The sequence below is a fragment of the Clavibacter sp. CT19 genome (genome assembly GCF_027858075.1).
GTDB classification, from domain to species: Bacteria; Actinomycetota; Actinomycetes; order Actinomycetales; family Microbacteriaceae; genus Clavibacter; species Clavibacter tessellarius_A.
On sequence record NZ_JAQHYR010000002.1, the window covers coordinates 296,838 to 310,519 of the forward strand.

At 74.4% G+C, this 13,682-nt stretch carries 11 protein-coding genes; 9 read left to right on the plus strand and 2 right to left on the minus strand.

Features of this window, described 5'->3' with window-relative positions; genetic code table 11:
* Positions 1 to 15: 15 nt before the first annotated feature.
* Positions 16 to 612, minus strand: coding sequence for a hypothetical protein (locus PED38_RS03625; protein ID WP_063071406.1), 597 nt, complete (start codon positions 610 to 612; stop codon positions 16 to 18).
* Between the two features lie 158 nt (positions 613 to 770).
* Between PED38_RS03625 and PED38_RS03630 the strand changes: the two genes are divergently transcribed.
* The 9 genes from PED38_RS03630 to PED38_RS03670 all read left to right on the plus strand — a co-directional run bounded on the left by PED38_RS03630 (position 771) and on the right by PED38_RS03670 (position 11,561).
* Positions 771 to 2,138 (plus strand): purine-cytosine permease family protein, encoded by a 1,368-nt coding sequence (locus PED38_RS03630; RefSeq protein WP_270979809.1) that lies wholly within the window; start codon positions 771 to 773, stop codon positions 2,136 to 2,138.
* On the plus strand, positions 2,135 to 3,694 hold the full coding sequence (locus PED38_RS03635; RefSeq protein WP_270979810.1) for a hydantoinase/oxoprolinase family protein: 1,560 nt from the start codon (positions 2,135 to 2,137) through the stop codon (positions 3,692 to 3,694). The genes PED38_RS03630 and PED38_RS03635 overlap by 4 nt, the downstream gene beginning before the upstream one ends.
* Positions 3,687 to 4,802, plus strand: a complete 1,116-nt coding sequence (locus PED38_RS03640) for a DUF917 domain-containing protein (protein ID WP_270979811.1) — start codon at positions 3,687 to 3,689, stop codon at positions 4,800 to 4,802. The genes PED38_RS03635 and PED38_RS03640 overlap by 8 nt, the downstream gene beginning before the upstream one ends.
* Before the next feature lie 76 nt (positions 4,803 to 4,878).
* The gene (locus tag PED38_RS03645; protein WP_270979813.1) at positions 4,879 to 5,952 is read left to right on the plus strand and encodes a DUF917 domain-containing protein; all 1,074 of its coding nucleotides are present in this window, start codon (positions 4,879 to 4,881) and stop codon (positions 5,950 to 5,952) included.
* On the plus strand, positions 5,949 to 7,490 hold the full coding sequence (locus tag PED38_RS03650; RefSeq protein WP_270979814.1) for a helix-turn-helix domain-containing protein: 1,542 nt from the start codon (positions 5,949 to 5,951) through the stop codon (positions 7,488 to 7,490). Before PED38_RS03645 ends, PED38_RS03650 begins: the two co-directional genes overlap by 4 nt.
* A 154-nt stretch (positions 7,491 to 7,644) precedes the next feature.
* On the plus strand, positions 7,645 to 8,427 hold the full coding sequence (locus tag PED38_RS03655) for an L-threonylcarbamoyladenylate synthase (RefSeq protein ID WP_063071400.1): 783 nt from the start codon (positions 7,645 to 7,647) through the stop codon (positions 8,425 to 8,427).
* A 369-nt stretch (positions 8,428 to 8,796) separates the two neighbouring features.
* Complete coding sequence (locus tag PED38_RS03660; RefSeq protein WP_063071452.1) at positions 8,797 to 9,147, plus strand: histone-like nucleoid-structuring protein Lsr2; 351 nt, start codon at positions 8,797 to 8,799, stop codon at positions 9,145 to 9,147.
* A gap of 223 nt (positions 9,148 to 9,370) precedes the next feature.
* The gene (locus PED38_RS03665) at positions 9,371 to 10,516 is read left to right on the plus strand and encodes a hypothetical protein (RefSeq protein WP_270979815.1); all 1,146 of its coding nucleotides are present in this window, start codon (positions 9,371 to 9,373) and stop codon (positions 10,514 to 10,516) included.
* Between the two features lie 226 nt (positions 10,517 to 10,742).
* Positions 10,743 to 11,561, plus strand: a complete 819-nt coding sequence (locus tag PED38_RS03670) for an AfsR/SARP family transcriptional regulator (protein ID WP_270979817.1) — start codon at positions 10,743 to 10,745, stop codon at positions 11,559 to 11,561.
* Positions 11,562 to 11,606: 45 nt separating this feature from the next.
* On the opposite strand, the gene PED38_RS03675 is transcribed toward PED38_RS03670, so the two are convergent.
* Complete coding sequence (locus PED38_RS03675) at positions 11,607 to 13,670, minus strand: prolyl oligopeptidase family serine peptidase (protein WP_270979819.1); 2,064 nt, start codon at positions 13,668 to 13,670, stop codon at positions 11,607 to 11,609.
* Positions 13,671 to 13,682 lie beyond the last annotated feature (12 nt).

Here is a 13,682-nt window from a genome sequence, read left to right on the forward strand (position 1 = left end):
ACGGATCGTCCGGGCTCACCCGCCCTCGCTGTCCTGCTCCCGCCGCTTCCTCTCGATCGCGTCGCGGTAGCGCTGCATGCTCCGCTCCCCGGCGCGTCGGCGGATCTCCTCCACGTCGGGGGCGAAGGTCTCGCGGGTCATGTCCTTCAGCTCGATCCACTTGGCGTCGTGCTCGTCCTGCGTCATGCCGGGCTCCCACGGGCGGCCGATGGCGATCCCGACCGCGGAGGCCAGCCCCCAGGCGGCTCCCACCGCCACGCCCACGGCGAGCGAGCGGCTCATGAGCCAGCCGAGGGCCACCACCCCCACCAGCGCGACGAGCGGGGGCACGAGCGCGAAGTCCCAGCCGCCCGGCGACGAGAGCCTCCGCCGCCGGGCGAAGGGGTCCTCGACCAGGACCTCGATCAGCGCGCCGACGCCGATGGCCACGGCGACGAGCGCCACCAGTCCACCGGCTCCCGGCGACGGGACGGCGGGCAGGAGGGTCGCGAGCCCGAGGAGCACGAGCACCACCGGCGCCTTCACGACCCCGAGGACGAGGTGTCCCACGAGGGCCGCCCCCAGGCCCGGCGGCTCCCAGGAGTCGGGGTTCCGAGGTCGCGCGTCGTCCATGAGACTCCCGATGCTCGCAGGCTCGGAGCCGACCCGCCCGGACTCTCCCCCAGCACTCCGCCCCGCTCCCCGCTCCCGACGGGGCACTCTGCACATGGCGCCCTCCGCGGGCGGATCCCTACGCTGTGGCAACCCGTCGTGACACCCGAGGAGTCCCCATGGCATCCACCGCACCCGACGACTACGCGCTCGCGCGGGTCCCGCAGGAGGCGCGCTACCACTGGTTCCCCATCGCGACCCAGCGCGTCGGCCAGCTGTCCGCGCTGAGCGCCTTCGTCGTCGCCGCCACGCTCGGCTTCAGCATGTCGTTCTGGGATGCCTTCTGGGCGATCACCATCGGCGCCGTGATCCTCGAGGTCGTCTGCGTCTTCACCGGGCTCATCGGGCAGCGCGAGGGGCTGAACACCTCGATCCTGTCGCGGTGGACGGGATTCGGGCACGCGGGCTCCGCCGTCATCGGGCTGGCCATCGGCGTCAGCCTCATCGGCTGGTTCGGCATCCAGTCGGGCGTCTCCGCCTCGGGGCTGCACTCGATCATGCCGTGGCTGCCGGTGTGGGCCTGGTCGCTCGCGTTCGGCCTGATCATCACCGCCGTCGTGATGCTCGGCTTCCACGGCATGCAGTGGGTCGCGAACATCGCGGTGCCGCTCTTCCTGCTGCTCGTCGGCTGGGCCGTCGTCCTCGAGCTGAAGGAGCACGACATCTCGGAGCTCGTGATGCAGCCGGCGCCGGGCCCGCCCATGTCGATCCTGGCGGGCGCCTCGATCGTGGCCGGCGGCTTCATCGTCGGCGCGCTCATCTCACCCGATCAGACCCGCTACAACCGCTCGGCGATCGACGTGGTGAAGCAGACGGTCGTGAGCATCACGGTCGGCGAGTACCTCACGGGGCTGTCCGGTGTGCTGCTCGCGCACGCGGTGCGCACGGCCGACGTCTCCGCGATCATCCTGTCGTCGGTGGGCTGGGTGGGCGTGCTCGTGATCCTGCTCGGCACCATCAAGATCAACGACTGGAACCTGTACTCGTCGGGCCTCGGCATCGTGAACTTCATCGACGCCGTGTTCGGGCGGCGCGTGAACCGGGCGCTCGTCACCGTGGTGGTCGGCCTGGTCGGGTCGGTGCTCGCGGCGGCCGGGATCCTCGGCCAGTTCACCGCGTTCCTCACACTGCTGGGCGTGGCGTTCCCGCCCATCGTGGGGATCATGATCGCCGAGTACTTCGTGGTGAGGAACTGGCGGCCGGCGCTCGACGCCTCCCGCGCGACCGGCGCGCTCCCGGCGAGCGCGCCGCGCTGGGTGCCGGTGAGCCTCGGGATCTGGCTGGTCTCCGCGCTCGTCGGCTACTACGCGACCTTCGGGCTCGGCAGCCTGAACGCGGTCATCACGGCCTTCGTGCTCTACGCGCTGCTCGGTAAGGCGGGCCTGATCCGCGGCGTCGGCGAGGTCGCCACCGAGGGCGCCGCGCACCCGGCGCCGGGAGCCGCGACGCCGGTCGCGGCCACGGCCGGGACGGGGGCGAGGCGATGAGGATCGGCATCGACGTCGGCGGCACCAACACGGACGCCGTGCTCATGGACGGCGACCGCGTGGTCGTCGGCATCAAGTCCTCCACCACCGAGGACGTCACCTCCGGCATCGTCGGCGCGCTCGCGGAGCTCGACCGGCAGCACCCCTTCGACCCGGCCGCGATCGACGCGGTCATGATCGGCACCACCCACTTCATCAACGCCCTCGTCGAGGCCCGGCGACTCGCGCCCACCGCGGCCGTGCGGCTCGCGCTGCCGGCGACCGCGTCGCTGCCGCCCTTCGTCGACTGGCCCGAGGCGCTGGTCGACGCCGTGCGCGGCACCGGGTACCTCGCCCACGGCGGCCACGAGTTCGACGGCCGGGTCATCGCGCCGCTCGACCACGACGAGCTGAAGCGGCACGCGGCCGACATCGCCCGGCGGGGCCTCCGCTCCGTCGCGATCTCGTCGGTGTTCGCGCCCGTGAACAGCGAGTTCGAGGTCGAGGCGGCGGGCGTGCTCGCGGCCGAGCTGGGGCCGGACGTCGCCATCTCCCTCTCGCACGAGATCGGCCGGATCGGCCTGCTGGAGCGGGAGAACGCGACCATCATCAACGCGTCGCTGCGGGAGCTGGCCGACCAGATCGTCGGCGGGCTCGAGGAGGCGGTGCGCGGCCACGGCATCACCGCTCCCCTCTACCTCTCGCAGAACGACGGCACGCTCATGGGGGCCGACTTCGCGCGCCGGTACCCGGTGGCGACCTTCGCGTCCGGACCCACCAACTCGATGCGCGGCGCCGCCCTCCTCTCCGGCCTCGACACGTGCGCGGTCGTCGACATCGGCGGCACCACGAGCGACGTGGGCGTGCTGGCGGGCGGCTTCCCGCGGGAGGCGACCACCGAGATCAGCGTGGCCGGCATCCGCACCAACTTCCGCATGCCGGACGTGCTCTCCATCGGCATCGGCGGCGGATCCCTGGTGCGCGGCGACGGCGACCTGGTCGGCCCCGACTCGGTCGGCTACGCGCTCGGCCGGCGCGCCCTCGTGTTCGGCGGGGACACCCTCACAACCACGGACGTCGCGGTCGCCGCCGGCATGGCCGAGGTGGGCGACCCCGCGCTCGTCGCGCACCTCTCCCCCCAGCTCGTGCGGCGGACGCTCGACACCATCGCCGGACGCGTCGCCGACGTCGTGGAGCGCATGCGCACCTCGTCCGCGCCGCTGCCGGTGGTGGCCGTGGGCGGCGGCTCGATCCTCCTGCCCGACGAGCTCGAGGGACTCGGGCGGATCGTCCGGCCGAACGACCACGCGGTCGCCAACGCCGTCGGCGCCGCCATCGCGCAGGTCTCCGGCGAGCTCGACCGCGTCTACAGCGTCAACGACGGATCCCGCCAGCAGGCCCTCGACGACGCCCGGCAGGAGGCCGTGGAGCGCGCGGTCGCCGCGGGCGCGTCCCCGGCGAGCGTCGAGATCGTGGACTTCGACGAGCTCGTCATCCCCTACCTGCCCGGCAACGCGATCCGCATCCGCGCCAAGGCCGTCGGCGACCTCGACATCAGGAAGGCCGCGCATGTCTGACACGACCGTGCCCCGCACCCGCCTCACCGAGATCCGGCTGGAGCACCTGCCCGCCATCGCGCGCGGCGCCGCCATCCTCGGCACGGGCGGCGGCGGCGACCCCTACATCGGGCGCCTGCTCGCGGCCGAGGCGATCAAGGAGCTCGGCCCCATCCCGCTCGCCGACCCGTTCGACCTGCCGGACGACGCGGTCGTGATCCCCGTCGCGATGATGGGCGCGCCCACCGTGATGGTCGAGAAGCTCCCCACGGTCGAGCAGCTGCAGGGCGCGATCCTGTCGCTCGCCCGCTACCTCGGCGTGACGCCCACGCACGTCGCGTGCATCGAGGTGGGCGGCGCGAACTCCACCATCCCGATGGTCGCCGCCGCGCGCATGGGCCTGCCGCTGGTGGACGGCGACGGGATGGGACGCGCGTTCCCCGAGATCCAGATGGTGATCCCCACCATCGACGGGATCCGCGCGACGCCCATGTCCTTCGCCGACGAGAAGGGCAACACGGGCGTCGTCGACACCATCGACAACGCCTGGGCCGAGCGGCTCACCCGACCGGTGGCCGTGCAGATGGGCAGCTCGATGATCATGTCGAACTACGCGATGACGGGCGCGCAGATCAAGACGTCCTTCGTGCCGCGCACGCTCTCGCTGTGCCACGAGCTCGGCACGCTGGTGGAGGAGGCCCGTGACGCGCTCGTCGACCCGGTGGAGGCGGTGGCCGAGCGGCTCGGCGGCGCGGTGCTCCTCGGCGGCAAGGTCGTGGACGTGGCCCGGCGCACGGTCGCGGGCTTCGCGAAGGGCGAGGCCAGGATCCAGGGCACGGGCGCCGACGAGGGCCGCGAGATCGTGCTCGGCTTCCAGAACGAGATGCTGCTGGCGTCGATCGACGGGGTCCCCGTGGCCTCGACGCCCGACCTGATCATGGTGCTCGACAGCGAGACGGGCGAGCCGATCACCACGGAGACGCTGCGCTTCGGGCAGCGCGTGCGCGTGGTCAGCGCGCCGGCCGACGAACGCTGGCACAGCCCGCGCGGCATCGAGCTCACGGGGCCGCGCTACTTCGGCTACGACATCGATCCCGTTCGCTCCCCCGTCGACGCCTTCCCGCGGTAGCCGGCCGCCGGCCGAGGACGGACGGGCCCGGCCGGGGCCCGGGGAGGGCGGACGGCCGGGTGCTACCGTGACGCCGGTGAGCCGGGACCTGGGAGTCGACGACCTCCCCGACCTCGTCGCCGGGCTGATGCTGCTGGGCTCGGGCGGCGGCGGCGACCCGCGGATCCTCGCGGCCGCCACCGCCCGGCAGCTCGCCACGGCCCCGGTGCGCGGCATCGGGCTCGACGACCTCGACCCGGACGACCTCGTGGTGCCGGTGGGCTACATCGGATCCACGTCGGTGCTCCGCGAGAAGCTCCCCTCCGGCACGGAGCTGCCCGAGGCGGTGCAGGCGCTCACGCGGTGGACGGGCACGCCTCCCGCGGCGCTCATGCCGCTCGAGATGGCGGGCGTCAACGGGCTCGCGCCCTTCGCGGCGGCGTCGATGACCGGCCTGCCGCTGCTCGACGCCGACCTCATGGGACGCGCGTTCCCCCGCATCGACCAGTCGAGCCTCGTCGTCTCCGGCCGCGCCATCTCGCCGTGCGTCGTCGCCGAGCCGGGCGGACGCACCATGCTGCTCGACGGCGTCAGCCCCTCGGAGGTGGAGGGCCTGCTGCGGCTCGCCATCGCGCACTCCTCCGGCTGGGCCGCGCTCGCCCTGTCGCCGCAGCGCGCCGCCGACCTCCGCGCGACGGCGATCCCGGGCACCGCCGAGCGTGCGCGCCGGCTCGGGCGGGCCCTGCGCGCGGCCGACGGCACGGACGCTCCGGCCGACCTCGCGAAGGCGCTCGGCGGCGTGCTCCTCGGGCACGGTCGCGTGGTCGACGTCGTCACCTCGCCGCGCCGCGGCCGCTTCGACGTGACCACCGTCAGCGTCGTGGACGAGCGGAGCGGCGCGGTCATCCGGCTGGAGGCCGAGAACGAGTTCGTCGTCGCGCTCACGGACGGCCTGCCCGTGGCCGCGGCACCCGACATCATCACCGTCATCGCGGTGCCGGGCCTCTCCGTGGCGGGCGCCGGAGCGCTCCTCGTCGACGCCGTGCGGCCGGGCGCGAAGGTCGCCGTCGTCGCGCTGGAGGCCCCCGCCTGGTGGACGGCCACGGCCGAGCGCCGGGCCGCGGTCTCCCCCGCGGCGTTCGGCTTCGGCGCCGTCGAGGTGCCCGCGTGATCCGCCCGGTCGTCCTCTCCGCGCTGCTCGACCACGCGTCGCTCGCCGACGTGCGCCGCCTGGCCGGATCCGCGGACCCGGCCGTGACGCGGGTCCAGGGCGTGCTGATGGACGCCCCGTCGGACGAGCCGCTGCCCCCGGGGACGGACGTGCTCGTGGTCCTCGACCGGACCGAGCGCACCACCTGGCGGTTCGACGCCCGCCTGCGCCGCCTCGCCGACCGGGGGGTGACCGTGGTCGTGCTCGATGCGGCCGTCGCGGTGGATCCGGCCACGTCCCTCCTCGCAGCCCGGCTCGGCGTCGTCGTCCTCGCGTGCGACGACGCGTGGGCCACCTCGCTCGCCCTCCACGACCGTCTCGGCGATGCCCGCGCTGCCGCGGGACGGGCCGCGCTCGACGCCGTCACGGCGCTCGCGGACGCCGACCGGGATCCGGCCGACACCCTCGTCGCGGCGACCGCGCTCCTCGGCCGGCCGGCGCTCCTCGTCGACTCCTCCGGCCGCGTCCTCGCGCCCGATGGCGCGCTCCCGTCCTCCGAGGCGCGCGCCGCGATCGCCGAGGGGCTCCCCGGGCACGTCGACGCGCGCCCCGTCGGCGAGACCGGCACGCTGGTGAGCGCGCGGGTCGACTCCGGTCTGGTCGCGCCGAGCTGGCTGGTGGTCGAGGTCCCCGGGTCCGTGCCCGCCGAGGTCGACGCCGTGGCCGCCGCCCTCCCCATCGCCGCGCTCGCGGTCGGCCACCGGCTGTCGCTGCGGCGCGTGGTCGACGAGCGCGAGGCCCGGTGGCGCATCGCGCTGCTCGGCGAGCTCCTGGAGGCGGGGGACGCCCCCGGCGCCGGGCTGCTCCGCCGCGCCCTCGAGCTCGGCTGGCGCGTCGAGGGCTGGCACATGGGGGTGCGCGTCGTGGCGCGCCAGGACGTGGACACCGTCGGCCGCCGCTACCAGCTCATCGAGGCGCTCGCGGCGGAGGGCCTCGACGTGGGCGTGGTCGAGCAGGGCGACGGCTGGGCTGCGTGGATCACGTTCGACCTCGAGCCCGACGTCCCCGCGGCCCAGGCGGCCGCGCGTGCGGTGCGGCGGGCGCAGCAGCGGTGGGACGACGACCTGTCGAGCGCGGTCGGCGTCGGACGCGTGCACCACGGGCCGGCCGGGATCGCGCGCTCGCTCACGGAGGCCGCCGACGCCGCGCGTCTCGCCGCCTCCCGGCCGCAGTCCGGCCGCTTCCTCCACGTCGACCGCCTGGGCCTCGCGCAGCTGCTCCTCGCCTGGACGCAGACCGACACCTTCCAGCCGGCGGCGCTCGAGCTGCTCGCGCCGCTGCGCCGGCAGACCGCGGGCGACCTCCTCGCCACCCTCGCGACCTACCTCGACGCCGAGTCGTCGGTCGCCGAGACCGCCTCGATCCTGGCCGTGCACCGCAACACGGTGGCCGAGCGGATCCAGCGCGTGCAGCGCATCCTCCAGGTCGACCTCGCGGACGCCGAGACGCGCCTCGCGCTGCACCTCGCCTGCCGCACGGTGCTGGCGGCGGAGGGATAGGGTCGTCCCCTGTGGACGCTCACCCGTCCCGCCCAGCCGCCGCGCCTACCGTCGTCCACACCGCCTGATCGCCGCACGCGCGGCACGGCGCATCCCGGCCCGACGCAGGTGCGCCCATGCTCCCCTTCCCGACACGTACGAGAGGCACGCGCCCATGACCGACACCACCCGCACGATCCCCTGGGACGGCAGCCTCGACGAGCGCGCCGCCGCCGCGATCGAAGCCCCCGGCGGGCTCGTCGTCGCCGCCACCAAGGTCGGCTACATCCTCATGACCACCGACGGAGCGGGCCTCGAGCGCAAGTTCGACGCCAAGCAGCGCAACCGCGACAAGCCGGGCGTGGTCCTCTGCACGAGCATCGAGCAGCTGCAGCAGCTCGCCGTGCTGAACGACGAGATCCTCGCCTTCTACCAGGAGCACTGGGACGCGGACGTGCTGCTCGGCTGCATCCTCCCCTGGCGCGAGGACGCGAAGCACCTCCTCCCCGACGAGACCGCGGCGCAGCTCGCCATGGACCGCCGCGGCACGAGCTGCTTCGTGATCCGCTTCGGCCGCCCCGCCGAGCAGCTCGCCGAGCACCTCTGGGCGAGCGGGCGCCTCGCGTTCGCCAGCTCGGCCAACCCGTCCGGCAAGGGCAATCGCGGTCGCGTCGAGGGCATCGGCGAGCGCATCGAGCAGCAGGCCGACGTCATCGTCGCCGCCGACGAGTACGTCGCCTCCATCCAGCCGGGCCTCGACGAGACCAGTCGGCACGAGCAGGGCGTCATGGTCTCGATGGTCGACGCGTCCGGCGCGCTCATCCCCGAGCAGCGCGGCGAGCGCTCCGTCACCCCGAGCCCCACGCTCATCCGCCGCGGCCTCGCGGTCGACGTCATCATGTCGGCGCTCGCCCGGTCGTTCCCGTCGTGGGACTACCGCCACGGCGAGTACTACTGATCCCGCGTCGCAGCAGGATCGGCATCGAGGGCCCGCGGAGCACGTCTCCGCGGGCCCTCGCGCGTCCGGGCGCCCGCCTGCGGACCCGCCTGCGCACCCCGGCGCCGCGGATCCGTTGCGGGACGCATCAAATTCCCCGCTTTCCGAAAATAGGCGGCGGGGACGCCCGCGCCGGCCCGTCCGCCCTCCCGGAAAGGGCCGGAGCGCATCCCCGGACGGGTCCGAAATGCGAATGCCGCGCTCAGGGCACGCGCATATCGCGTAATCGACGACCGGATCGCGCGTCTCGTTTCGGAAATCACGCCGGGAACGGTATCGTGTGGAACGCAGGCATCGCAGGATGCATCATCCGCAAGGAAAGGAATGGACGTGGCTCGCAAGGTTGTCACCACGCTCGTCGACGACATCGACGGCGTCGTCATCGATGAGGGAAAGGGCGAGACCGTCCCCTTCGCACTCGACGGCGTGAACTACGAGATCGATCTGAGCGACGCGAACGCCGCGAAGCTCCGTGAGGCGCTGGACACGTACGTCGACCGCGCACGCCGCGTCGGCCGCGCCTCCTCCGGCCGCTCCTCCAGCCCGCGTCGCTCGTCCTCGAGCGCGCCCAAGGAGGACCTCGGCGCCGCCCGCGAATGGCTGCGCGCGCACGGCCACAAGGTCTCCGAGCGCGGCCGCATCTCGGCCGACCTGCTCGAGGAGTACCGCTCCAACAAGTAGTCGCACCGCTTCCCGCGCCTGGCGCGGAATGCACCCGAGAGGGCCGATCCGCATGCGGATCGGCCCTCTTCGCATGCCCGCCGGAGTCACGTAATGAATGGCCCGCGCACCACGGCCGTGCGCATCCGGCACCGTGGCGCGCCGGGTGTCACGCGCCGGTCACGCGGCCGTCGCGGCCGTGTCGCGCCCCTGCGAGCAGGCTCGCTCCCGAACAAGGAGCACCGTGCCGAATCACCTCGCATCACCCGGGTCCGCCGCAGCCGCGACCCGCATCACCCGCCCTCGACGCCCGCTCCGCGCGCGTCTCGTCGCCGCCGGTGGTGCCGCGCTCATCGCCCTCGTGGCCGTGGTCGGCATCGGAGTCGGCGTCGGCAGCTCCCTCGACTCCGCGTCGGCCGCCACCGCCACCGCGATCCAGCAGTGCGACGGGATCTCCAACGTGGGCGGCGAGCAGGTCACCTGCTCGGTCACCGTCGTCAACAACCTCGACGTGGCCACCGGCGTCGGCTCGTCGACCGTCACGACCGTCGTCTGCGTCGGCGCCGCGAACACCGCCGGCACCTGCACCACGGACGTGCAGAGCGCGCAGACCATCGTCACCTCGGTCGACCAGTGCAACGGATCCGGGAACGGCGGCGGCGGCGAGGTCGCATGCACCGTGGACGTCACGAACAACATCACCGGCACGAGCACCACGACGCCGGCGACGGTCAACCAGTGCATCGCCGCCGGACAGGGCGGCGGCGCGAACGCCGTCAACTGCTCCCCGGTCGGCAGCACGACGAACGCCGACATCACCCAGTGCAACCAGTCCGGCAACGGCGGCGGCGGGGCCGGTCGCGTGACCTGCACCGTGCCGACCTCCACGACCTCCACCGCGCTCGCGGTGCAGGTCGACCAGTGCATCGGATCCGGCAACGGCGGCGGCGCGACCGTCACCTGCTCCGCGCGCATCCGCAACTTCGTGACCGCCGTCGTCACCCCGACGGCGACGCCCACCGACGCGCCGACCACGTCGCCGACCGTGGCCCCCACGACGTCGCCGACCGACGCTCCCACGCCGACGCCCACCGCGACGGCACCGACCCCCACCCCCACGGCGCCGACGCCCACCGCGACCGCGCCGACCCCGACCCCGACCGCTCCCACGCCCACCGCCACGACGGGCACCCCGACGCCGACGGCCGGCACCCCGACCGCCACGCGCACCCCGGGGACGCCCTTCGGTCCGGGCGGCACCACGCCGGGCGGGAACCTCCCGGTCACCGGATACGACCCCACGCCCACGATCGGCTGGGGCCTCGCCGCCCTGATCCTCGGAGCCCTGGGCCTCGGGATCCACGCACGACGCAAGACCGCGAAGGCCTAGCCGCCCTCGCACCCCATGCCGAGCCGCCCGTCGATCCGTCGCCGGGCGGCGCGGCGCACCTAGCCCCAAAAGCACCCGGATGATGGGCTTTCGTCGCCGAACGGATACGTTGGCGGCGACGGAGGTGCCCCATGCATCAGCACGCGCACGACGGGAGCACGTTCGTCGCGCGTCGTGATGCCGTGACCGGCACCGGGCCCGACAGCCCGTCCACCTCCTCCCCCGCGTGCGCCGGGGCCGCCCGGTGATCCGCGTCGACCTGCTCGGCGGGTTCCGCGCCGCCGGCCTGGCCCCGCTCGCCGACGCCTCGCACCCACCCGCCCCGCTCGCGACGACGACGACGACGACGACGGTGGGCCCGCCCGCCACCGCCCTGTCCGACGGCACGCAGCGCCTCATCGCCGCCCTGGCGCTCCGCAGCCGGCCCGCCGACCGCGGCGCGCTCGCGGCCGAGCTGTGGCCCGAGGCGCGCGACGGCCGCGCGGCCTCGAGCCTCCGCTCCGCCGTCGCGCGCCTCGGTGACGCCGGGCGGGAGATCGTCGAGACGACGCCCGGCGGCCTGCTCCTCCGCGCGGACGTCCGGGTCGACCTGCGCGTCGCCCGCGCCACCGCCGCTCGCCTGCTCGAGCCGCGGATCGTCGAGCCGGCGGACGCCGACCTGGCCCCGGACGCCGTGGCCCTGTTCGGCTCACCCCTCCTGCCCGACTGGTTCGACGCCTGGCTGGAGCCCGCCGCCGACGAGTGGCGGCACCTCCGCGTGAACGCGCTCGAGGCGCAGTCCGACGCGCTCCGCGTGCGCGGCCGGCTCCACGAGGCGGCGTCCGCGGCCCGCCGGGCGATCGAGGTGGATCCGCTCCGCGAGACCGCGCAGCGCTGCCTCATCGCCGTGCACCTCACCGCGGGCAACCAGTCCGACGCGCTGCACGCGTACGGCGCCTACCGCGCGCGGCTGGAGCGCGAGGTGGGGCTCGCGCCGACGGCGATGCTCTCCGACCTCATCGCCGGGATGCACCAGCGCTCGCGGGCCCTCGACCGCACCGGCTGAGGCGGACCGTCGATGCGGCGCCGCATCGCCGGTCCGCCGCGTCCGTCAGCGGCGTGCGCCGAGCCGCTCCCACAGGAAGGCGTGGATCAGCGACTGGAGCCGCGCGGTCGCCGGGTTGTCCGCGGACCCGCCGTGGCCGCCCGCGGTGTTCTCGAAGTACCAGGCGTCCTCGACCCCGGTCTCGTGCAGGAGGGCGACCATCTTGCGCGCCTGCACGGGGCCGACCCGGTCGTCGCTCGTCGCCGCGTAGACGAGCGCAGGCGGGTACGCGACCCCCTCCCGGACGTTGTGATACGGCGAGAACGTGCGGATGAACTCCCAGTCCCCTGCCACGTCCGGGTCGCCGTACTCGGCGATCCACGACGCCCCCGCGGAGAGCCGCGTGTACCGCCGCATGTCGAGCAGCGGCACCCCGCAGACCACGGCGCCGAACAGCTCCGGGTAGGTGGTGAGCATGTTGCCGACGAGCAGCCCGCCGTTGCTCCTGCCCTCGCAGCCGAGGCGCGCGGGCACGGTGACGCCGCGGGTCACGAGGTCGCGCGCGACCGCCGCGAAGTCCTCGTAGGCGCGGTGGCGGTCCTGCCGGAGCGCGGCCCGGTGCCACGCCGGGCCGTATTCGCCGCCGCCCCGGATGTTGGCGAGCACGTAGACGCCGCCGCGCGCGAGCCAGCCGCGCCCCACGACGCCGCTGTACGACGGCAGCCGGCTGTTCTCGAAGCCGCCGTAGCCGGAGAGGAGCGTGGGCGCGGATCCGTCGAGCGGCAGGTCCCGCGGCCCCACCTGGAAGTACGGCACGCGCGTCCCGTCGTCGGACACCACGAAGTGCTGCGCGACCTCGAGCCCGGACGCGTCGAAGGAGGCCGGCTGGTCCTTGACGGCACGCGGCGCGCCCTCGCCCACCACGCCGAGCAGGAGCGTGGGCGGGGTGAGGAAGCCCGTCACCGCGAGCCAGTACTCGTCGGTCTCGCGGTCGGTGGCCACGACGGAGACGGAGGCGAGCGGCGTGCCCACGGGCACGTCCTCCTCCCTCCAGCCGCCGGAGCCGTCGGCCGTCGGCGGAGTCAGCACGCGGATCCGGCTCGCCACGTCCTCCAGCAGGGTCAGCACGAGGTGCCCCGCGGTCCAGGCCCAGTCCTCGAGGCTCCGCGACGAGGTCGGCGCGAACAGCACGGCCGGCTCGCGGGATCCGGCGAGGAAGTCGTCGAGGCGCGCCGCCAGCAGCGAGCCCGCGGGGTGGACGACGCCGCCGATCTCCGTGTCGGTGCGCGGCCGGAGCACGAGCCACTCGCGGTGCAGGTCGACGTCCACGTCCTCGGGCACGTCGATCGGCACGGTCCCCGCGTCGGTGAGCAGCAGCGTGCGCGAGGTGAAGAAGTCGGGCACCTCGCGGATGACGTCCCGCTCGAAGCCCGGCGTGGGGTCGTGCGTCACGTGGACGAGCATGTCGCTCGCCGCGACCGCGTGGACCTCGGGGGCGTCGGCGAGCGCCTGACCGCGACTCCAGCGCCGGGCCGTCCGCGCGTAGGAGCTCTCGGTGAGGCTGCCCGGGCCGAAGTCGGTGCCGACGAAGACGGTGTCCCGGTCGATCCACGACACCATCGTCTTCGCGACCGGCACCGCGAAGCCGCCCTCGACGAAGCGGCCGGTGGCGAGGTCGAGCTCGCGGACCGCCACGGCGTCCCCGCCGTCGGGCGACAGCGACACGAGCGCGCGGTCGCGGTCGGGCGACAGCAGCTGCGCCCGGAAGAACTGCCACGGGATCCCCTCGGCGGCGCCCAGCGCGTCGAGGTCGAGCAGGACCTCCCACTCGGGCGACGGCGCCGCGTACTCGTCGAGCGTGGTGCGGCGCCAGAGGCCCTGCACGTGCTCGGCGTCGCGCCAGAGGTTGTAGAGGTGCTCGCCGTGGCGGGTCACGTACGGGATGCGCTCGTCGGACTCCAGCACCTCGAGCAGCTCGGAGGTGAGCCCGGCGCGCGACTCCTCGGGCGACCGGCCGAGCGTCCGGTCGTTCTCCGCCCGGACCCACGCGAGCGCGCGGTCTCCGTGGATCTCCTCCAGCCACAGGAACGGATCGTCGGGGGTCGCGGAGGCACGGACGTCGTCGGTCATCCCCTCAGCCTA

Coding starts and splice junctions, on each gene's coding strand:
- PED38_RS03675 (WP_270979819.1), bottom strand. CDS start 13,670: ATGACCGACGACGTCCGTGCCTCCGCGACCCCCGACGATCCGTTCCTG.
- PED38_RS03625 (WP_063071406.1), bottom strand. CDS start 612: ATGGACGACGCGCGACCTCGGAACCCCGACTCCTGGGAGCCGCCGGGC.
- PED38_RS03655 (WP_063071400.1), top strand. CDS start 7,645: ATGACCGACACCACCCGCACGATCCCCTGGGACGGCAGCCTCGACGAG.
- PED38_RS03635 (WP_270979810.1), top strand. CDS start 2,135: ATGAGGATCGGCATCGACGTCGGCGGCACCAACACGGACGCCGTGCTC.
- PED38_RS03630 (WP_270979809.1), top strand. CDS start 771: ATGGCATCCACCGCACCCGACGACTACGCGCTCGCGCGGGTCCCGCAG.
- PED38_RS03640 (WP_270979811.1), top strand. CDS start 3,687: ATGTCTGACACGACCGTGCCCCGCACCCGCCTCACCGAGATCCGGCTG.